The organism is Agathobaculum ammoniilyticum (genome assembly GCF_025567315.1).
GTDB lineage: Bacteria > Bacillota > Clostridia > Oscillospirales > Butyricicoccaceae > Agathobaculum > Agathobaculum ammoniilyticum.
In genome coordinates, this window is record NZ_JAOQJE010000008.1 from 39,204 (window position 1) to 60,346 (window position 21,143).

17 protein-coding genes are annotated in these 21,143 nt (G+C 62.1%); 7 read left to right on the forward strand and 10 right to left on the reverse strand.

Annotated elements, in window-relative coordinates:
• The first annotated feature begins 15 nt into the window (after nucleotides 1-15).
• The gene (locus OCV66_RS09825; RefSeq protein WP_054326720.1) at nucleotides 16-1,797 is read left to right on the forward strand and encodes an S-layer homology domain-containing protein; all 1,782 of its coding nucleotides are present in this window, start codon (nucleotides 16-18) and stop codon (nucleotides 1,795-1,797) included.
• A 69-nt stretch (nucleotides 1,798-1,866) separates the two neighbouring features.
• Here the strand turns inward: OCV66_RS09825 and OCV66_RS09830 are convergent, their stop codons facing one another.
• The gene (locus OCV66_RS09830; protein WP_147574212.1) at nucleotides 1,867-3,846 is read right to left on the reverse strand and encodes a fructose-1,6-bisphosphatase; all 1,980 of its coding nucleotides are present in this window, start codon (nucleotides 3,844-3,846) and stop codon (nucleotides 1,867-1,869) included.
• A gap of 112 nt (nucleotides 3,847-3,958) precedes the next feature.
• A complete protein-coding gene (locus tag OCV66_RS09835) occupies nucleotides 3,959-4,699 on the reverse strand; it encodes a tRNA 2-thiocytidine biosynthesis TtcA family protein (protein WP_054326721.1) in 741 nt (246 codons plus the stop codon).
• Between the two features lie 264 nt (nucleotides 4,700-4,963).
• On the opposite strand from OCV66_RS09835, the gene rplM reads away from it, so the two are divergent.
• The 4 genes from rplM (at nucleotide 4,964) to ytvI (ending at nucleotide 8,352) form a co-directional block, all read left to right on the forward strand.
• Entirely contained in the window at nucleotides 4,964-5,392 is a 429-nt protein-coding gene (gene rplM / locus OCV66_RS09840) for a 50S ribosomal protein L13 (protein WP_054326722.1), read from the forward strand.
• 15 nt (nucleotides 5,393-5,407) lie between these two features.
• Nucleotides 5,408-5,815, forward strand: coding sequence for a 30S ribosomal protein S9 (gene rpsI, locus OCV66_RS09845; protein WP_054326723.1), 408 nt, complete (start codon nucleotides 5,408-5,410; stop codon nucleotides 5,813-5,815).
• Nucleotides 5,816-5,975: 160 nt separating this feature from the next.
• The gene (locus OCV66_RS09850; RefSeq protein ID WP_054326724.1) at nucleotides 5,976-6,977 is read left to right on the forward strand and encodes a copper amine oxidase N-terminal domain-containing protein; all 1,002 of its coding nucleotides are present in this window, start codon (nucleotides 5,976-5,978) and stop codon (nucleotides 6,975-6,977) included.
• A gap of 301 nt (nucleotides 6,978-7,278) precedes the next feature.
• Nucleotides 7,279-8,352 (forward strand): sporulation integral membrane protein YtvI, encoded by a 1,074-nt coding sequence (gene ytvI, locus OCV66_RS09855; protein WP_054326725.1) that lies wholly within the window; start codon nucleotides 7,279-7,281, stop codon nucleotides 8,350-8,352.
• 69 nt (nucleotides 8,353-8,421) lie between these two features.
• On the opposite strand, the gene OCV66_RS09860 is transcribed toward ytvI, so the two are convergent.
• The 8 genes from OCV66_RS09860 to OCV66_RS09895 all read right to left on the reverse strand — a co-directional run bounded on the left by OCV66_RS09860 (nucleotide 8,422) and on the right by OCV66_RS09895 (nucleotide 18,905).
• Nucleotides 8,422-9,771 carry an MATE family efflux transporter gene (locus OCV66_RS09860; protein WP_107631001.1) on the reverse strand — a complete coding sequence of 450 codons (1,350 nt, stop codon included), beginning with the start codon at nucleotides 9,769-9,771 and terminating at the stop codon, nucleotides 8,422-8,424.
• Between the two features lie 158 nt (nucleotides 9,772-9,929).
• Nucleotides 9,930-12,632, reverse strand: a complete 2,703-nt coding sequence (locus tag OCV66_RS09865) for an ABC transporter permease (protein ID WP_174887845.1) — start codon at nucleotides 12,630-12,632, stop codon at nucleotides 9,930-9,932.
• 13 nt (nucleotides 12,633-12,645) lie between these two features.
• Nucleotides 12,646-13,314: an ABC transporter ATP-binding protein gene (locus tag OCV66_RS09870; RefSeq protein WP_054326726.1), complete on the reverse strand. Its 669-nt coding sequence runs from the start codon at nucleotides 13,312-13,314 to the stop codon at nucleotides 12,646-12,648.
• Nucleotides 13,315-13,596: 282 nt separating this feature from the next.
• Nucleotides 13,597-14,493, reverse strand: a complete 897-nt coding sequence (locus OCV66_RS09875; RefSeq protein WP_054326727.1) for a sensor histidine kinase — start codon at nucleotides 14,491-14,493, stop codon at nucleotides 13,597-13,599.
• Nucleotides 14,490-15,158 (reverse strand): response regulator transcription factor, encoded by a 669-nt coding sequence (locus OCV66_RS09880; RefSeq protein WP_054326728.1) that lies wholly within the window; start codon nucleotides 15,156-15,158, stop codon nucleotides 14,490-14,492. The genes OCV66_RS09875 and OCV66_RS09880 overlap by 4 nt, the downstream gene beginning before the upstream one ends.
• Before the next feature lie 71 nt (nucleotides 15,159-15,229).
• The gene (locus OCV66_RS09885; RefSeq protein ID WP_147574213.1) at nucleotides 15,230-17,362 is read right to left on the reverse strand and encodes an FtsX-like permease family protein; all 2,133 of its coding nucleotides are present in this window, start codon (nucleotides 17,360-17,362) and stop codon (nucleotides 15,230-15,232) included.
• Between the two features lie 20 nt (nucleotides 17,363-17,382).
• Nucleotides 17,383-18,126 (reverse strand): ABC transporter ATP-binding protein, encoded by a 744-nt coding sequence (locus OCV66_RS09890; protein WP_054326729.1) that lies wholly within the window; start codon nucleotides 18,124-18,126, stop codon nucleotides 17,383-17,385.
• Between the two features lie 14 nt (nucleotides 18,127-18,140).
• The gene (locus OCV66_RS09895; protein ID WP_054326730.1) at nucleotides 18,141-18,905 is read right to left on the reverse strand and encodes a TraX family protein; all 765 of its coding nucleotides are present in this window, start codon (nucleotides 18,903-18,905) and stop codon (nucleotides 18,141-18,143) included.
• Between the two features lie 215 nt (nucleotides 18,906-19,120).
• Here OCV66_RS09895 and OCV66_RS09900 point away from each other — a divergent pair, with 215 nt between their 5' ends.
• Complete coding sequence (locus OCV66_RS09900) at nucleotides 19,121-19,828, forward strand: LytR/AlgR family response regulator transcription factor (protein ID WP_054326731.1); 708 nt, start codon at nucleotides 19,121-19,123, stop codon at nucleotides 19,826-19,828.
• A gap of 12 nt (nucleotides 19,829-19,840) precedes the next feature.
• Complete coding sequence (locus OCV66_RS09905; RefSeq protein WP_107630999.1) at nucleotides 19,841-21,121, forward strand: sensor histidine kinase; 1,281 nt, start codon at nucleotides 19,841-19,843, stop codon at nucleotides 21,119-21,121.
• Nucleotides 21,122-21,143: the final 22 nt, after the last annotated feature.

The following is a 21,143-nucleotide window of genomic DNA, read 5'->3' on the forward strand; positions in this document are numbered from 1 at the left end:
GGGAATCCCAAACACATGAAAAAAAGACTGACCGCGGCTTCGCTTGCGGCGCTGATGGCGGTAACGACACTGCCGATTTCCGCATGCGCCGCCGCCTCGAATGAAACAGACGGCGCGCCCGTGCCGCAGCTTAATACGGCCGACCACATGCAGTATATGAACGGCTATGCGGACGGCACGTTCCGGCCGGATATCCCGATCATCCGCGCGGAGGCGTGCAAGCTGATCGCTTCACTCCTGACCACAAAAGCGGCAAACGGGGATCATCTGTTCACGGATGTGGACGTTTCCGCGTGGTACGCGGACGCGGTGCGCCAGATGGCTGGCTTCGGCCTGGTGAGCGGCTATGCGGACGGCACGTTCCTGCCGGACATGGCGATTACCCGCGCGGAGTTCGTCACCATCCTCGCGCGCTTCCCGCATGATGATATCGGCACGGAGCGGACGTTTGCCGACGTACCCGCCTCCCACTGGGCGCACGGCGCGGTGCAGACCGCGCTGGCGCAGGGCTGGATCTCCGGCGACCCGTCCGGCCTGTTCCGGCCGGACGACCCGATCACCCGCGCGGAAACCGTCGCCATCCTCAACCGCGTGCTGGGCCGTGCGGGCGACGCGGTGACGGCTGCTACCAGCGAGGGCATCCGCATCATGCCGGACGTGCCGGATACGCACTGGGCTTATCTGGACATGCTGGAAGCGACCACAGACCACGAATATGAGATAACCGACGGGATCGAGAGCTGGACCGGCTTTGACAGGGAGGTTTCCGGTCTGGCGGAAGGTTGGCAGAACATAAGCGGCATGCTGTTCCATGTCAACGCGGACGGGCAGTTTGATCACAACGTGGTGATCGACAATCTGGAGCTGGACCGTAACGGCCGCTACACGACCGGCTCGGAGGAGCTGGATCGGTTGCTCGCTCCGGCGGTGGGCAACGTGCTGAAGGACGGATTGACCCAGATGGAGCGCCTGAGGGCGGTATACTTGTACGCCAAGGGTTCGTTTGGCTATCTGGGCATTGGCGAGGTCGATACCTCCAAGGCCGGCTGGGAGATCGAGCAGGCGATCAACATGCTCAAAACGGGCAGGGGAAACTGCTACTCCTGGGCATCCCTGTTCACCTATCTGGCGCGCCAGGTCGGCTATGATGCCAAGACGGTCGTCGGCACGGGCGTCAGCCCCAAGGGCAGCGAATCGGTACACGCTTGGACCGAGATCACAATCGACGGCACAGCCTATACATTCGACCCGCAGATCGAGAGTGTTTACGCCGCCCGTTATGATGAGTACTACGACCTGTTTATGAAGCCCTACGGCGAAGCGGAATGGGGCTACAAGAAATCCGACGAGCCTCAGTCGCCGGAGGAACCGCAGGAGCCGGAGGCGGACGCCGCTCTGGTTTCGCTGATGGAAAAGGTCTATGGCAATAAGCCGTACGGCGGCATGGTCATGCAGACTCCGCTGTACAGCGGCATGGGCGCGGACGGCATGAGCCGAGGGCTGCAGTGGTACCTCGGCACCGAGGATATCGCGTTTGAGGCCGGCCTTGCCTCCGAGTCCGCGATCACCTCGCAGGCGCACTCGGTGGTCCTGCTCCGCCTTGCGGACGGTGCGGACGTGGACGCGGCCAAGAGCAAGCTGGCCGAAAGCGTGGACCCGCGCAAGTGGATCTGCGTGGGCGTGGCGGACGAAAACGTCAAGATCGACAGCGTCGGCAATCTGGTCTGCGTAATCATGGATGATGAAAACGCGGACTATTATCTGGAAAATTTCCGCTCGATCGCCGTAGCGGAGTAAGCGTTGCTATGAAAAAACCGCAGCCGTCAGGCTGCGGTTTTTTGCTGTGCGTGGACGGACGGGCGGCGCTTATTCGGCGCCGCTGTTATCCTCCTTGATCTCGCCGCGCCGGAACGCGGCCAGCAGGTCCTTGAGGTCGTCGATCGTCTGCTGAAGCGCGCGGCCGTTGTCGGTCTCGCTGATGCGGATGCGGTTTTCCGACCGGTCGAACGCCATGGAGGTGGACAGGATATCCTTGTTGTCCCGAATGGCGTTGCGTCTGCCTGGAAACGGCTCGTGTGCCGTGATGTGGATGCCCCAGGAATCGTATACCAGCGTATAGCCCGCGATGCCGGTGGTGGGCTGGTACGCGCGGCAGAAGCCGCCGTCGATCACGATCAGGCGGCCGCCCGCCTTGATCGGGCTTTCCCCGTCCTTGGTCTTGACCGGCACATGGCCGTTGACGATATGGCAGTGCTCGCCCTCCAGCCCGAATTCGCGCAGAATGCGCACGAACACGGCGTCCTCGTTGTAGAAGGAATAGTAGGGGTTTTTTGGCTCGGCCCAGGTCGCCTGATCGGCGATCAGGCGGCGCTCAAACGTTGCGATATGGTCGCGGCCGAACGAGGGGGAGTTGCGCCCGCACCACAAAAACCATAGGAAATCCTTGCCGAACTGCCGCTCCGGCGTTCCCTCGCGGGCATAATAGCCTTGTCGCGCGGCGGTTTCGCACCAGTCCATCAGCGCCTTGCCGGAAAGCGTTTTCCCGCCGAACGAGAACGTGAGGAATTCTCCCCTGTCGTCCATCGGGATGCAGCCGTGGTACAGAAGGTTGCCGTTGAAGCACTTGTACAGCCCGCCCTTGGAATAGAGGAAGCGGATATGACGCTGGAGCTTTTCACTGCGCAGGAACGAGTTTTTGAGCTGCCCCATCAGCTCGGCCTCGGCTTCGGACAGGCGGTAGGGGTCGGCAGGGTCGATGGTCGGGAAATCGCAGTCGCGCAGCGGGTAAACGCCCGAGGGGAGCCGCACCGTGCCGCCTGAGAAGTCGATTTTGTCGAGCAGCAAGCGGTCGTCCATGCGGAACGAGGGGTTGCGCATGATGGTCTGACCCTCCAGCTTGAACTGGATGACCGCGATTGCCTTGTGCATGCGCGCGGCGCGGGTGACATCCACCTTGGACTGCTCGCCCTCCTCCACGGTCTTGGGGAGAAAGCAGGATATGTCCGAGCTGCGGTAGGTTTCATCCGCGAACAGCGCGAGCGGGCGTAGGCTGATGCCGTAGCCGGTCTCGATGACATCCAGATTGTTGTAGGTGATCGAGTTGCTCAGGACGGTTGCGATGCAGGTGCGGCTGCCCGTGGCGGCGCCCATCCACAGCACGTCGTGGTTGCCCCATTGGATATCGACCGAGTGGTGCTCCATCAGTAGGTCCATGATGATGTCCGCGCGCGGGCCGCGGTCAAAAATATCGCCCACGATGTGCAGGTGGTCGACGACCAGGCGCTTGATCAGGTTGCACATGGAGATGATGAATTCCTCCGCGCAGTCGGTTTCGATGATGGAGGCGATAACCGTGTCGAAATACTCGCGCTTGTTGAAGATATCATTGTTTTTGTTGAGCAGCTCGTTGATGATGTCACCGTTCCAGACGGGCAGCGCGCGGCGCACCTTGGCGCGCGTATATTTGGAGGCGCACAGGCGGCAGATCTCGATCAGCCGGCGCAGGGTGATGCGGTACCACTCCGCGCGGTTAGGGGCCGCGTCGGCCAGCTCGGAAAGCTTTTCCTCCGGATAATAGATGAGCGTGGCGAGCCGCGCGCGCTCGTCCGCGGGCAGAGCGTCGCGCAGCACGATGTCCACCTTTTCCCGCACAGCGCCCGAAGCGTTGTTCAGGATATGCACGAAAGCCTCGGCCTCGCCGTGCAGATCGCTCATGAAATGCTCGGTGCCCTTGGGCAGGCTGAGGATGGCCTGTAGGTGGATGATCTCGCTGCTGGCCGCGCGCACGTTGGGATACTGTTGTGCGAGCAGGCGCAGGTATTTCTGTCTTTCGGTGCGGTTGTCCATGAAAACGCCTCTTTCTGCATGTGGTTTGGTCTGATTCCAGTATGACATAAAACCGGACGGAACTCAAAGGGATTTGTGTAAAAAATGAAAAAAACCGCCCAGGGCGGTTTTTCTATTTGGGCCGTTTGGGGGTGCGCGTGCGGTCGGGCGCCCAGCCCTTCAGCGGGTAGCGCTGGATCGCGCCGAAAATCCGCTCGCGCAGGCCGGGCATGGTCTGTTCAAGGCTTTTAAGCAGGTCCTTGATCTCCTGCCGCTTGGTGTTGCCGTCCGCGGGGCAGGGGTTATGCACGATCGGAAGCACATGCCGCGCGGCGAACGAGCGGACATAGTACTCCGGCGTATACAGCAGCGGCCGGATGAGCGTGATTCCAGTGCGGTCAAGAAAGGTTACCGGCTGGAAGCAGGAGATGCGGCCCTCATAAAACAGCGAAAGCATATAGGTCTCCACCACGTCGTCAAAGTGGTGGCCGAGCGCGACCTTTTTGCAGCCGGCGGCCTTCGCGGCTTCGTGCAGCGCGCCACGGCGCATCTTGGCGCACAGCGCGCAGGGGTTCTCCTCCTTGCGGATATCGAAGATGATCGGGCCAATCTGGGTCGGGATGCGGATATATTCCACGCCCAGCTCGTCGCACAGCGCCTGGACCGGAGAGAAATCCATCTCCGCGTAGCCCATCTCGAGCGTGATGGCCACGATCTCGAATTTTTGGGGGTAAAATGCCCGCAACTTCGCCAGCGCGACGAGCAGCGCGAGCGAATCCTTGCCGCCTGACACGCCAACCGCGATGCGGTCGCCCTCTTCAATCATATGGTAGTGGTCCACCGCGCGGCGGACGTAGGAAAGCATTTTCTGCATGATGCGGCCTCGTTTCCGTTAAATACCTATTATTTATATCAGAAAACGCGCGCGGAAGCAAATACAAAATTTGAAATGCAAAACGAGAAATGGTGAGCATGAAAGAGAAAACAAGAGATAAACGGAGAATATTGTGGATTGCAGATAAAATTTGAAAAAACCGCTTGACTTGCCGGAAATGATATGTTTTAATAGATATGCTCGCTTGGAGCGCATGAAAATGTTGTCAAATTACTTTTGATATAAAAAACGGAGGAAGAAAACATGTCTACTTTTATGGCTAAGGCAGAGACTGTCGAGCGTAAGTGGTATGTGCTGGACGCCGCGGGCAAGCCGCTCGGCCGCACCGCCGCTACCGCCGCCATGCTGCTGCGCGGCAAGCACAAGGCTGAGTTCACCCCCCATGTTGACTGCGGCGATTTCGTTATCGTGATCAACGCGGACAAGGCGGTTCTGACCGGCAAGAAGCTCACCCAGAAGTATTACCGCCACCACACCGGCTGGGTCGGCGGCCTGAAAGAGGTCCAGTACAAGACCCTGATGGCGGAGAAGCCGGAGTTCGCGATGCAGCTGGCCGTTAAGGGCATGCTGCCGAAGAACTCGATCGGCCGTCAGTCCGCGACCCGTCTCAAGGTTTACGCGGGCGAGAACCACAACCATCAGGCGCAGAAGCCCGAGAACTGGGAAAAGTAAGGGAGGAACCAACTGATGTATACACCTAAGAAAGCTTATTTCTACGGCACCGGCAGAAGAAAGTCCTCCGTTGCCCGCGTTCGTCTGTTCCCGGGCGGCACCGGCGAGATCAAGATCAACAACCGCACGATCGACAACTACTTCGGCCTTGAGACGCTGAAGATGGTCTGCCGTCAGCCGTTTGAGACGACCGGCACCGCCGGCAAATTCGACGTGGAATGCACGGTTTCCGGCGGCGGCTTTACCGGTCAGGCCGGCGCGATCCGTCACGGCATCGCCCGCGCGCTGCTGCAGGCGGACGCTGAGCAGTACCGCCCCGCGCTCAAGGCGGCGGGCTTCCTGACCCGTGACCCGCGCATGAAGGAACGCAAGAAGTACGGCCTCAAGGCTGCACGCCGCGCTCCGCAGTTCTCCAAGCGCTAACGTCTGTATTTCCGCAGAACAGGCAAGCACCCGAAAGCCAAAGCTTTCGGGTGCTTTTTTCCGTCCGTGCGGCAAAAAAATTTGACTTCGATTGAAAAACATGGAACCTTAGGCGGGCGCGCTCCGTCAAAAAGGCACAACGAAAAAGGAGGAGACTCGTATGAAGAGAATCATAGCAGGCGTTCTTGGCGCGATGCTGCTAGGGACGGCCGCAGGCGCGGCGGAACAGCCCGCAGAGCCATACCAGCCGCAGCCCTATCGGATCACGGAGCAGGCGGAGATCGTGGAGGTGCATACCTCGGTTCATGAGGGGGATATCACGCTGGTGCCGCGGATCACCGTTAAGACCGACACCTGGGATGAATTGACGCTCATGCTGGGCGAGGATACCTTTCTGGCGGACGCGCGGGATGGCACGGTAAAGCGTATGACCGATGTAAGCGGCCAGACAGACGCGCTGCAAACCGGTGACACCCTGCTTGTCACCTATGAGCCGGAGATGACCCGAAGCATCCCGCCGCAGACCCATGCGGAACTGGTCGTCACCCATCCGGACGAGGGCGTTACGCCGCACCTGCTGGATGTGGAGGTGTTGTATCGCGATGAAACGGTGCGCTTCCTGACCGATAACGCGGGTTTGGTCGTCAGCGTGGACGCGCAGACGCCGGTGCAGACGCTGTATGGCGAGGCGGCGGAGGCCGCGGACCTGCATATGGGGGCAACGGTCGTCGCTTGGTATGACATCGTGGCGTTGTCCATGCCCGGGCAGACGGCCGCGCAGAAAGTCGTGCTTCTGCCCCAGCAGGACCGGACGTTTACCATCCTGACTGGCGGCGATATTGCAATCGCGCAGGGCCGTGTGGAAAATGGCGTGGCGATGGTGCCGGTGCGCGCGGTCGCGGAGGCGCTGGGCTATACCGTATCCTGGGATGGAGTGGATGAGAGCGTTCGGCTCTCACTGGACGGAAGCGCCGCAGCGGATATCTGGCTGGGAGAGGACCGGTACAGCTTGGGCGACGGCGGCAGCGGCCTGGCGCTGGGGGCGGCCTCCTACGAAGTGGATGGCGTGAGCTGGGTGCCGGCCGAGGTATTCACGCGGCTGGGTCACTCCGGACAGGCGCTGACGGGAAGTGTCATGCACCTGAGCGGAAGAATGGAATAAGCGGAAAAGGCGCGGGGCATCCGCGCCTTTTCTGTTTGTGCGGCGACATGCCGTCCGGCCGTTAAGATGCGGTTAATATTGTCCGCCTTCGGTTGACAGGGAGGGACGCCGCCGCTATAATAAGGAAAAATGCCGCGAAAGGGACCGCATAAACCAGGAATGACACCGCTGACAATCCTGCGGACGAACAGTAAACCACACCGATAAGGAGTAAGCAAGGCATACCTGTCCCCTTGGAGGAAGGGGCGGCGGGGCATGCCTTTTTCTGTTGTCTGCCCTGCGCGCGGCTGGGAGTGTTTCCATGAATCTGGATAAAAAAAGAACGTTTATCGTCAATACCCTGTATTTCGGCATCATGCTGCTGCTCGCGGTCGTGCTGCTCAAATACGCGCTGCCGCTGCTCGCGCCGTTCGTGATCGGCTTCGTGCTTGCCTACCTGCTCAAGCGGCCGATCCGCTTTGCCTCGCATAAGCTGCATATCAGCCGGAAAGCGGCGGCGATCGCGCTGGTGCTGGTATTTTACTGCACCATTGGGTTGCTGCTGGCGCTGCTGGGGATCAAGGCGTTTTCCGCTGCCGGAGACTTCCTGCGTGGGCTGCCCGGCTTTTACACCGCGCGGGTGGAGCCTGTGCTCATGAGCATTTTCAGCGGAATTGAGCAGTCCGTCCTGAGTATTGACGAATCCCTGATCGCTTCCCTGGAACAACTCTGGGGGCAGTTCGTGGAATCGCTCGGCCAGCTGGTGTCCAGCCTGTCCGCCGGAACGATCAGCGTGCTGTACAGCCTGGCGGGTTCCCTGCCCGGGCTGTTCATCAAGCTCCTGCTCATGATTATTTCCACGTTTTTTATCGCTATGGACTACGACCGCATCACCGGTTTCTTTATCCGTCAGATGAGCGAAAAGGCGCAGGAGGTGTTTTGGGAGATCAAGACCTATGTCACAGGTACGCTGTTCGTCTGCATCCGTTCGTATGCGCTCATCATGTCGATCACATTTGTAGAGCTGTCCATCGGCCTGACGGTCGTCGGGATCGAAAACGCGGTGGTGATTGCGCTGCTGATTGCGGTCTTTGACATCCTGCCCGTGCTCGGTACAGGCGGCATCATGATCCCATGGGCAGCCATCACGGCGATACAGGGCGAGTTCAAGCTCGCGCTGGCGCTGTTCGCGGTATATATCGTGGTCACGATCATCCGCAATATCATCGAACCCAAGATCGTGGGCAGCCAGCTTGGCCTGCATCCGGTGGCGACGCTTGCGAGTCTGTTCCTCGGCGCACAGCTGTTCGGCGTGGTCGGCCTGTTCGGGTTCCCGATTGGCCTGTCGCTGCTACGCTACCTCAATGAGCAGGGGACGATCAAAATATTCAAATAGGCTTTGCCGAAAAGCATGCACCTCAAAAGAAATGACCGCCCGCGGGCGGTCATTTCTTTTGAGGTGCGGTCAGCGGGAGGTGGACGGGGCGGGCGCTTTGCCGAGCGTGCGGGTGTAGCGCGCCATGCGCTGCACGACGAATACCGCCACGATCAGCTCGGTCACCGGCATGGCGAACCACAGCGCCCCGGGCGCGGCGAACGCGGGCAGCGCATAGATCAGCGCGCCGCTGATGACAAGCCCTCGGGCGACCGACACGATAAACGCCGCGCCCGGCTTCATCAGGGATTGGAAATAGTAGGTGGAGAAGATGTTAAGCGGCAACAGCAGGAACGAGATGCCATAGCTGCGCATGATGGCGGGCGCGGCGGCGAGCACGCTCTCGGTCGGGGACATGAACACGCGCACGAACCCGTTGGGGACGGCGAGCACCAGCGCGGTCCAGAAGACGCTGAAAAACGCCACAGCATACAGCGCATAGCGCAGCGTCTGCCGGATACGCCGCCATGCCCGCGCGCCGAGGTTGCGCGAGAGAATGGGCTGCGCGGCCTGTCCTACGCTGTACGCGCAGCACTGGACAAAGGTGCTGATATTGACGATTATGCCGTAGACCGCCAGGCCGTCCGTGCCGATATAGCGCATGATCTGGCGGTTGAACAGCATGGTGAGGATACCCATGGCCACATCGATGAAAAACGTGGAAAAGCCGGTGACAAGGATTTGCTGGGTCTGGAGCAGTATCCGCTTCGGGCGCACCAGCCGCAGCGTGCAGCGGCGCGAAAAAAAGTGCGTCAGCATCACGCAGAAAGAAATGCCCGCGCCGATCGCGGTCGCCAAGCCCGCGCCGAAAATGCCCATATCGCAGGCGAATACGAAAAACCAGTCGCCAAAGACGTTGAAGATACCGCCAGCCAGCACGCCTGCAGTCGCCAGGGCGGGGCTGCCGTCGTTGCGCAGGAATGCGGCGAGCATCTGGTTGAACAGGAAAAATGGAACGGTGAATTTGATGGGCAGCAGGTAATCCTGCGCGAGTGGGAGCAGCGCGTCCGACGCGCCGAACAGCCGCAGCATGGGCGCGTCGAAAAACGCGACGATGCCCCACCAAAGCACGGAGAACAGCACCGCAAGGCCGAGCGCGGCGGTAAAGTACTCGTTTTCATCCTCGTGCCGCATACCCTTGCTGCCGCGCAGCGTGGAGAACAGCACCGACCCGCCGATGCCCGCCAGCAGGCCGAAGCTGTAAATGATGTTCCATACCGGCGCGACCACGGCCAGGGCCGCCGTGCCATCCGGCCCCTGGTACTGGCCGACCATCGCCATATCCACGATGCCGTAAATCGAGCTGATGAGCGCGCTGCCGAACGCTGCGGCCAGATACCGGAAGTACAGCGGACGAATGCTGTCTGTCAGCAAATTCATGTGTTTGAACCTCCCTTTGCGGGCGTTAAAAAAGCCGGATAAGGAACAGGCATCCCAGCCTGTCACCTTATCCGGCTTATCATTTCCCGCGAATGACTCGCCCTCCGAGTGAGCGGTATCATTGTAGCACGGGGGGATGGTAAAGTCAAGCGGTGGTTTTATTCATCTGTGCGCAGCCGCTCGACCACGCTCAGCCGCGCGGTGCTGCGGTAGGTGGCGAGCGGGATGAGCAGCCCCAGCGCGGCGAACACCGGCAGTAGCAGCACGAGGGGCAGGATGGAGAATTTATAGGTGAAGAACCAGAACACGGTCGAGCAGCCGGCGCCCACCAGCGGCCCGAGCGTCACGCTGAGCGCAAGACTCAGTGCGAGCGCGAGCAGGGCGTAGTACAGCCCCTCGAGCATGAGCATGCGTTTGAGCTGCTTTCCGGTCATACCGATAGCCTGCAAGACGGCGAACTCGTGCCGGCGGGTGATGATGCCGGTCAACACCGCGTTTAAGAAGTTTAAAACGCCGACCAGACCGATGATCAAGCTCAGTGCGAGGCCCAGTGTCAAGAACATGGTGCGGAAGCTGTCAAACTCGGCCTGATAGGTCGCCTTGCTCTCGTAATCGAACAGCGGCTGCACGTTTTCGGTGTAGTCCTTGAGGAAGGCCTCCATGCTGCCGTCCGTGCCGTTTGCTACGTCGAACACATAGGTCATGACCGAGCTGGTCTGCGTGTCACGCTTGAACTGCTCCGCGCCCATCACGAACTCGTCCGCGCCGTAGTAGCGGTAGTCGAGCGAGTGGGGGACGAGCACTGCGGCCACGACCGTGTATTCCGCGTCGCGGTAGGTCTTGGCGCGCGAGCTGATGCCGCGCCCACTGTCATAAGCCGCGTCCACCTGCTCGGGCGGGATGATTTCGCCGGTGTCCGAATAAAAGTACTCGAACTCCTCCACATAGCGCAGGCGAACCTTGTCACCCACCTTCGCCCAGTTCGAGCCCTCTTGCGCGTCGCCGTAGTCGTCGGACATATAAACCGCCGCGACCGCGTTGGCGGTGGGGTCGGCGAGCGCGGACAGGTCGCCCTCCAACACTTCGAGTTTGGAAAGCGGGAAATCCTCCATGCCGTAAAGTTGGACGCGGTCGGCCAGCAGGCCGTTTTCGTCGCGCTCCTCATCCGCGACCATGAGGTCGAGCGTTTCTGGAGAGTTCCATTGCCCCCAGCTCTGGCGGAACCAGTCCTCGGTGACGAACTCCTGCACGTTCGACACCTTGCCGTAGATGCGGCCCGCGTCCGTGACGCCGCCCTGTGCGTCGATGTCCGCAATGACGTTTTCCGGCACCGCCTCATCGGTCGAGGTAAAGCCTGCGCCGGTCTGGAAGTAGGCCGCGTCGCCGACGACGAAATCGACCGCCGACTTGCTTGAGAGGTACTTATCCATGTCAAAGCCGATGGCGAAGGTGTAGGTGAGCTGCATGAGCACCACCGCGAGCGCGAGCGAAAGGACGGTGACGACCGTTTTGCCGCGGCTGCGGCCGAGGTTCATCCACGCCATGCGCGGCAGCCTGGCGCCGTAGGCCGCGCGCTTTGCCGCAGTGTGCCGGCCTGTTGCCTTTTTCGGCTTTTTCGCGCTTGCGTCCGTGTAGCGTACCGCCTCGACCGGCGATACGCGCGCGGCCATTTTGCCCGGCTTGCGGCAGGAGATGCGTACGGTGATGAGCGAGAATACGGTTGCAAACACAAAGATGAGCGGGCTGAGGGACACAGTCTCGTGCATCCCGTCCAAGCGCGAGATGACGACCGGCACCAACCCCGCGCCGACGAAATACCCGCCCGCAAGGCCGATGGGGATGCCGACGAGCGAAAGCAGGTACGCCTGCCGCCGGATCATGCGGCGAATCTGCCGGCCGGTCGTGCCGATGGTCTTGAGCAGCCCGTAAAAGCGGATGTCGCCCGTGACCGAAATCTGGAACACATTGTAGATGATGAGATAGCCGGTGAAGATGATGAGCGCCAGCATGGCGGCGATGGCGATGACGGTCATGGGGTCGGCCTGCGCGGCAAGCTGCGCGCCCGAATAGCCCCAGTTGACGCCGATGCCGATATAGTCCTCCTCTCCGGCGTTTTCGCACTGATAGCCGTGGTTTGCGAGGATCTGCGTCAGGTCTTCGCGGATGTGCAGTGAACTGGCGAGCATCACGTCGAGCGACCAGGTACCGGTCGCGGTATAGGGGCTGCCCGTGGACAGGGCGCACAGCTCGTCGGCCGCCGAGCGGGGCAGCAGGACGTGGGAGGCGGTAATGGCGCTGTCGTACTCCCACCAGCCGCAGAGCGTGAACGTGCGCTCGACCACATGCGCGTCCTCGGTGTTGCCGTCGATGGCGATGGGCAGGGTGAACCTTGCGCCGATTTTAGGCTCCACGCCCAACAGGGAGAGTACGCGGGTGTCGGCCGCGGCCTCGTCCGTACCCTCGGCGGGCAGGCGGCCCTCGACCGGCTCGATGAAGTAATGTTTGGCCTGCGTCGGGTCCATGTAGCTGACCTCGATATGGCTCTTGTTAAACGGCGGGTCGTCGCTCGTCATGCCCACCATCAGGCGGGTGCCGGACTCCTGGATGAGGGGATCGTCCCGCAGCTCGGCCACCTGCGCTTCGGTCAGGTCCTTGAACGTGCCGTGGTTGTCGCCGCCCGCCTGCCGGAAGTTGCCCTGCTGGAACGAGTCGTTGATGGACATGGCGATGGTGAACAGCGAGGTAAACAGCACGGTCGTCAGCGCGATGGCGATGACCGCAATGATGTTGCGCGTTTTCGCCGCCTTGAGGCTGCGGTCGGACAGGCGGCGGATGCACCTTTTGTTGGGAACGTTCAGCATATCGCGCGCCCCCTTACGAATGGACGATGCGGCCGTCCTCGATGCGGACGATCCGGTGCGCGAGTTGGGCGATCTCCTCGTTGTGGGTAATCATCACAATGGTCTGGCCGAACTTCTCGCTCGTCACCTTGAGCAGCGCGAGCACGTCCTGGCTGGTTTTGCTGTCCAGGTTGCCGGTCGGCTCGTCCGCCAGGATGATGGCGGGCTTGGTGGCGAGCGCGCGGGCGATGGCCACGCGCTGTTGCTGGCCGCCCGAAAGCTGGCTGGGCAGATTGGACAGCTTGCTTTCCAGCCCCAGCGTGCGGATGATCTCGTCCACATAGGCGCGATCGACCGTGCCGCCGTCCAGCTCGATGGGGAGTACGATATTTTCGTACACGCTCAGTACGGGAACAAGATTATACGCCTGGAACACGAACCCGATGCGCCGGCGGCGGAAAATGGTCAGCTCGTCGTCCTTCAGCGCGAAGATGTCGTTCCCGTCCACATAGACCTTGCCGTCCGTCGGGCGGTCCAGCCCGCCGAGCATGTGCAGCAGGGTGGATTTGCCCGAGCCGGATGTGCCGACCACCGCGACGAATTCGCCGTTTTCGACCGCAAGGTCCACGCCGTCGAGCGCGCGCACCTCGGTATCGCCCGCGCCGTAAATCTTGCGCAGGGCCTGTGTCTGTAAAACCTTCATAAAAGGAACCTCCCGAAAAAAGTCTGTATCGCACCCTTGGGTACAATACAGACGATACCATGCAATTCTGTCGAGAGCCTGTCGGAAATCTAACAGTTTTGTTAGATTGCTGGAGGAAGCGCTCCAGCGGGGGAGTTTCACGGCCTGCGCACAGTTCCTCGCCGTCCACAGACGGCGAAATTTTCCAGCCCGCGAAGCGCGGGCAAATCATCCGTGCCAGTGGGCCAAACATGCGCTGCATATGTGCCATCATGCGCTTCCGCGGAGCGGCAACCACAGCCGCTACGCTTTGGGCAAAAACAGTGAAAACGTGCTGCCTTCCCCAAGGCGGGAGGCTACCTTGATATACCCGCCGTTCGCCGCGGCGATTTCGCGGGCGAGATACAGTCCCAGCCCAACGCCCTGCTCGCCCCGCACGGCGGGGGAGCGGTAGAACCGCTGGAACACCCGTCCGCATTCCTCCTCGGCAAGGCCGATGCCGGTGTCCGCCACGTCGATGCGGCAGAACAGCTCATAGGGCGTGACCGACACCGTGATGCAGCCGCCCGACGGCGTGTACTTCACGGCGTTGTCGATCAGGTTGCCCAGCGCCTCCTGCGTCCACTTGGGGTCAAAGCGCGCCGCCGCTGCCGTATCCGGCGGCGCAAGGAGCGCAACGCCCTTTTCCGCAGCCTTAGGCGTGGCTTCGCGCAGGGCGGCGGAAACCAGCGCCTGCACGCTGGCTTCCTTCGGGTGTACCTCGATCGCGCCGGTTTCCAGCCGGCCGGCCTTGACCAGTGACGCGATGAGAAACTGCAGCTTCTCGGCCTGCGCGGTGAGCTGCGCGACGCAGTCGCGGCAATCCGGCGGCAGGCCCTTGTCCGCCAGCAGCCCAGCGTACAGCAGCAGGTTCGCGATCGGCGTTTTGGTCTGATGCGAGATATCCGCGATCAGCGCCTGCACACGCGCCCGATCCTCGGCAAGTCGCGCGGCGGACGTGCCGCTTGCGTCCAGATACCGCTTGAGCCTGGCCTCGACCGCGGACAGGCGGCTTTCGTCAAAATGCGTGGGGACAAACGCGCCGCACACCGCGTCGTCCAGCATGCGGTCCAGGCTGTTCATGGTGCGGCGCAGGCGCAGCCGGTCGTAAACAAGCACGGCCAGCGCCAGCAGCACGGCGGCCAGGGCGACATACTTCATGTCTCCACCGCCCAACTGTACCCCACGCCGTATACGGTTTTGATGGGTGCGTTTTTGCCCAGCTTGCGCCGCAGCCGACCGACCGTGACCGACAGCGCGTTCTCGTCCACATAGTCCGCCCCGTCCGTCCAGATGCGGTCGAGCAGCGTGTCGCGCGGCAGGGTATGCCCGCGGTTTTCGACGAGCAGGCGCAGCAGCCGTTGCTCGGTCTGCGAAAGCTGGAGCGGCCTGCCCTCCACGGCGAAGTCCAGCCGGTCGAAATCAAAGCGGAACCTGTCCTGTTCGAACACAGCGGGCGCGGCGGCGGGGGCGTTGCGGCGCAGCGCGGCCTCCACGCGGGCGCGCAGCACGGCCAGTGAAAAGGGCTTGGTGATATAGTCGTCCGCACCCAGCGTCAGGCCGGTCACGATATCGGTTTCCAGGTCGTTCGCGGTCAGCAGGATGACCGGCGGGCCGCCCGTGTCGCGCGTCTCTTCGAGCAGCGCCAGCCCCGAGCCGTCCGGCAGGTTGATATCAAAGATGGCAAGGTCGAAGGTTGCGGCGGCGAGCGCCCGCCGCGCGTCCGCGCAGCCGGATGCCAGCGTGCAGGCGTGCGCGCCGCCCAGCGCAAGCGTCAGCCCGCGGCCGAGCGCGGGGTCGTCCTCAACGATCAGGATGTGTTCCATGGCAATCACCTCACGCTCCCCATTGTAGCACAAACAGAGCGCGCTTAAAAGCGCGCCCTGTGAAAAATGGTTTAGGAATGGATGTGCAGCGCGCGGCACACGCTTTTCCGTGTCACGCGGTACACGAGATACAGCAGCGCGGATACCGCCGCGACCACGATCAGGCACGCGCCCATGCCCGCCAACTCGGAACGGGTAAAGCCGAGGGGGTCGCCGTTGAAGTACATGATCATCATATAGAATATCCAGATCAATCCGGTGCCGACCAGCGCGGGGACGAGGAACACCCGACTGATCTGTCCGCGCACCGAGCGGAACAGATAGCCGTTGGACGCGCCGAGGTGTCGCAGGTCGTCATACACGCGGGCATTGACGAGCGCGATGGTCATGCAGCGGGTAAATGCGATGACGATGACCGCCGCAAAGCACACGATGGCGATAAAGATGAACAGCATGAGGAACACCGCCATGGTGGTGACGAAGTCGTTCTGGTCGAGGATGCGGAACTGGGGCATGTATTTCCAGTAGTTGCGGAAGCCGGAGGAATCGCGGTCGCTGTACTCCGGCGTGAACAGGCCGCGGGAGGCAGCCGCCTCGGGGGAATAGTCGTAGACCTCGCCCGCCTGTGCGGCCAGCGCGGCCGCTACATCGTCGTAATAGTCCCCGACCTCGACTTCCGGACCCGAACGGTCCACAATCTCATCAAACAGCGCCTTGGCGAAGGGATAGCTATTCTCCACATCCGTCACGTTAAAGAACACATATTCCTCGCGCCATACGTCGGTCAGCCCCTCGGTGAGCACGGCGTAGTCTATATCGTCCAGCACATAGCAGCCAAGCAGCATGGTGTACCGCAGCGGCTCGATCGGGGTCACGTCCAGCTCCGCGCCGGTCGCCATGTTGGTCAGGTGGGTTGCGTCGCCGCCCGAAAGATAGCCGCTGCCGCCCTCGTCGTCCAGAATGTTGGCGCACGCGCCCGCGGGGATATCCACGTCCTGTCCGGTCAGGGCGTTGTACGCGCTTTCCGAGAAAAAGGTTGCGCCGTGCAGCAGCTTGGCATATGCGGTCGTGTAGGTGGTGCCGAAGCCGGTATCCGTCTCGATGGAGTAGGTGCCGTCCTTGCCCAGTACGGCCGCGCCCTGTTGCGCCCAGGAGGTGATCTCGACGTTTGTTTCCTCCGCCAGCGCCTGCACCTCGTCCCGTTGGGGCAGGGACTGGTCCGCGCGCCAGTGGTATTCGTAGTCGATCGGGCGCGCGGCGTAGGCGTTTTCCGAGCTGGTGGACAGCATGGGCGCGTAGAACGAGGCGAAGTACGCACCCGCGATCAGCAGGGTCATTACCAGCATGTTGCGCACGGTCTGGCGGCCCTGGAATTTCATCATGGAGACGGAGATGATGTGCTTATAGCGGTTTGCGCCGCGCCTCCAGCCGTTGACCACTGTGTGCAGCAGCACCATGTACAGGCCGGCAAGGGCGGGCAGGTAGAAGAGCGCGTCCACCGCGCCGGGGGCATACCAGTGTAGCACCTTGACGAAAAACGTCGGCATCATATAGCCCAGCACGGCGCCGAGCAGCATCAGCAGGATGCCGGCCGGTCCGTACCAGCGCGGCACCGTGCGGATGGGTTCGGATTTATGGGATTCCTGCACGATGTCGATGATGTTGGTGCGGCGGATGAAGCGCGCGGCGAGCGTGAACAGCATCACGACCACATAGGCCGAAAACGCCAGCGCGAGCAGGTAGGCCTGCGGGTCGAACGACAGCGGCATCTCCTGCGAGTCCACAAGGAAGGTGCGGAAGCCCTGCCAGACGGCCCACGCGAGCGGCGCGCCCAGCGCCGCGCCTGCGGCGCACGAGCCGAACGCGATCAGAGTAAGCTCCTTGACCAGCTCGCGGCGGAGCTGGCCGCGCGACGCGCCGAGCGCGAGGAATACGCCGGTCGCGCGCGATTTCTGGCGGAAAAACAGCCCTGCGGCATAGGTGGTGAATACCGCGCAGCCCAGCACCGCCAGTACAAACACCATCACAACCTGCTTGCGGCTGTCGCCGCCCTCGGGCAGAATGGTGAGGATGGTGGGCGAGCGCATCATGCACGCATAGGCAGTGATGAGCAGCACGGAAAAGAAGCAGCACCCCGTGAGCAGCCCGTACTGCCCGCGGTTTTTGCGGCGCAGCGCCGCGTAGACTTCGGAAAAGGTTTTCATCGTGATCACGTCCCCCTATACTACTCCGCTGACATTTCGCGGATGGCGTCCAGCAGTTCGTCCTGAAACGCACCGCGCGCCTTGTCCGCGCGGGCGAGTACGCGCCATACCACGCCGTCGCGCAGGATGACCACGCGGTCGCAGAACGAGGCTGCGAACGAGTCGTGCGTGACCATGAAGATGGTCGCGCCGAGTGCCTGCCGCGCCTGCGCAAAGCTGTCGATGACCGCGCGGGAGGACTTGGAGTCCAAGTTGCCGGTTGGCTCGTCGGCCAAAATGAGCAGCGGGTGGTTGATGAGTGCGCGGGCGACCGCGGTGCGTTGCTTTTCGCCGCCCGAGATCTCGGCGGGGTATTTGTTTTTGATGGCGGTGATGCCGAATACGTCGCACAGGCTGTCCGCTTCGTTCTCCATGTCGCGTCCAGCCTGGCCGGCGATGATGCGGGGCAGCAGGATGTTTTCGCGCACGGTCAGCCCGTCGAGCAGCAGGAAGTCCTGGAACACAAAGCCCAGCTTGCGGTTGCGCACCTGCGCGAGCGCGTCCTCGTCCAGACGGGCCAGCTCCTCCCCTCGCAGGGTGATGCTGCCGCTGTCCGCGGGGATGTAACAGGAGATGCAGTTGAGCAGCGTGGTCTTGCCCGAGCCGCTTGGTCCCATCACGGCGACGAATTCTCCCTCATTTACGGCAAGGGATACGCCTTTGAGCACCTCATAGGTCGTTTTTCCGACCTGATAGGATTTGTGGAGGTCTTGAACAGATAACATAACGGATACTCCTTTCAAAAAATAACGAATTGTATTACGGCGATGGCCGCCAGATGCGCGGGATAGAACGCATAGAATACCCATTTGGGAATCTTAAGGTCAAGGCACGTGGGGAGGAAGAGGAGCGGCGCGGCAAACACGGCGAAGAACGACCAGTCGATGCAGAGGCCGCCGACCGCAAGGCTCAGCGGATCGCCCGGCATCACGCCGAGGCAGGTGATGAACTGCGCGCAGTACAGCGCCGCGCCCACGGCCGGATGGTTGCGGCACAGGTAAAAGATCAGCATGTACTGGATGCCCATACCGGAATAGTCGAAGTTCCACCAGGAAACCACGAAGAACGCCGCGAGAAACAGCCACCATTTGCGCTCCTTGAGCCCGTACATGGCGAGCAGGGACAGGAACAGCGTGCAGAAGATGTTCCAGTTTGTGAACTGGGCGACAAAGTCATGCGGGTGGAAGGCCAGCACATAGAACGGCTGGGAGATCACCGCGAACAGGCCGAGCCGGAACAGATATTTTTTAATGTCCCGCGTGTAGAGCAGGCCGACCGTCATGCAGTAGCAGAAGATCGGAAACGCGATGCGCCCCACCCAGCGGAACCAGGCCGCCTCGGGGAAGAACGCGCCGCCGATGTGGTCGATCAGCATGGCGAAAATGGCGATGAGCTTGAGGAAATTCGTATCCAGATTGGTCCTGAGCCTGGGCGCGCCCGCTTCAAACGTGGGCGGCGTGGTCAGTACGGTGCGGATGCGGGATAAAGTCAGCTTTGCAGTCATGGCCGATGTCCTCCTTTTTCTTGTCTCCAGCATACCGCGGCCGGCGGGCGAAAACAAACGGCCCTGCCAAAAATGGCAGGGCTGATGTAACGTTTGGCCGGCGGGCAGCGTGGGACGTCATAATCCGCACGTCTGCTGTAAAGTTTGGTTTGGCGAAAGGGAAGCCTTGTGATATAATTTGTTCTGGTAAAGAGTAAACAAAGGGGGGGAAGCCCATGCTTCGCATCGGCATCTGCGACGATTCAGCGGAGGCGCGGCTCGGCCTGCGCGCTATGCTCGAGCGCCTGCTGGACAAGCGCGCGGTCGAGTGCCAGATCTATGAATTTTCCTCGGGCGAGGGGCTGCTCGGCTGGATGGAAAAGCACACGGGTGAGATCGATCTCGTATTCCTGGATATCGAGATGGGCGGCCTGAACGGCATGGAAGCCGCCAAGGCCCTGCGGGAGCGGAGCGACGCCCTGCAGCTCGTATTCGTCACCGGCTACACGGATTTTGTGTTCGACGGGTACGCGGTCGGCGCGCTCGGCTATGTGATGAAGCCGCCCCAGCCCGAGCAGATCGGCGATGTGCTCACCCGTGCGCTCGCGGCGCAGTTTAACGAGGCAGACAAGGTGTTCCTGTGCCGCAATACGGACGGCCTGTTCCGCATCCCGAAAAAGTCCATCCGCTATTTCTACTCCGACCGGCGGCAGGTCACCTGCGTGACCGATACGCGTAGGCTGACCTTCTACGCGCGGCTGGACGATGTGGCCGAGGCGGTGGGGGCGGCGTTCGTGCGCATCCACCAACGGTATCTGGTGCGCGCGGGCGCGGTCGACCGCGTGGAGGGCGGCACGGTCGTGATCGGGGAAGAGAAGCTGCCGATCAGCCGGTCCTGCCAGCCCACGGCGCTCGCGGCCATCGCGCGCGCCATGCTGGAATAAGGGGGCGCGCAGATGACGGCATGGGACTTTCTTGCATGGCTGGCGACCGTGCTGCTGGGCGGCGTCCTGCCCGCCCGCACGGCGCTGCGCTTTCTGGCTGCGCCCAAGGGGCGGGTGCGCTGGATTGCGCCGTATCTGGTGCTGGGCGCGGCGCTCGGCATGCCGACGTGGATGGGGGACGGCAACCCGCTCTACTACTTCCCGTTCTTGATCGCTGCTTTTTTGATCGGCTACGGCGGCAGTCTGGCCGCGCGGCTGGTGGTGGGCGTGATTTTTTTTGAATGGATCATCGCGTGGAGCATGATCGTGGACACGCGCGCGGTGCTGCCGGGCTCGGCGGACTACTGGGGCGCGGTCGTGTGGAAGCTGGCGGCTTGGGCCGCGGTGTGGTTGCTCGTGCGCCGCGCGCTGCGGGACGGCCGGCAGATCGCGCTCTCCGGCCGACTGTGGGCGTTGCTGGGGCTGCTGGCGCTCTCGCCGCTGCTCAGCGAGCTGGCGTTCTCCCTATGGAACGTCCGCGCCTACACGGAGGAGATTGTGGACGGGGTGCTCGATGCCGCGTTCTACACGCTGCTGCCGTTCGTGTTCGTCTCCTCGGTCGCGCTGCTACTCGCGGTCGTGCTGCTTTCACGGCACCAGGCGCTTGAGCAGGAACATCAGCTCGCGGATATGCGCGAGCTGTACTACCAGGGCATCCGGCGTGAGCAGGAGCAGGTGCGCCGCCTGCGGCACGATATGCGCAACCACCTGACCGCGCTTTCCGGCCTGCTCGAGCAGGGGGAGGCCGGCCGCGCGGCTGAGTATGTGCGCAGCCTGCAGGCTGCGTCCGGCCCCTCCGGCGCCGGACGCTTTACGGAAAACGACACGGTCAATATCGTATTATCCGCCAAGGCGCGCGAGATCGGCGAGGCGGGACTGGAGGCGGATATCCGCGTCTTCCTGCCGGAAAAATTGCCGGTCGCCGACCCTGACCTGTGCGCGCTGTTTGGCAACGCGCTGGACAACGCGGTCGAGGCGGCGAAGGACGCGGTGGACAGGCACATCACCGTGCGCGCCCGCGCGGAGAAGGGGCTGCTGATGCTGCGCGTGGTCAACGCCTACGCGGGCAAGCGGGAGGAAAAGCCGGACGGGCTGTTCGGCACCACCAAGGCGGACCAGCGCGCGCACGGCTTCGGCCTGCGCGGCATGCGCGAGATCGCTGCGCGTTACGGCGGCACGCTCGAGGCGGCGGCACGGGATGGGAAGTTTGAGCTGGTGGCCTGCCTGCCCCTTGCGGAAAGTCGGACCGAATAGCTGGCAGCGCGTCATAGAAAAA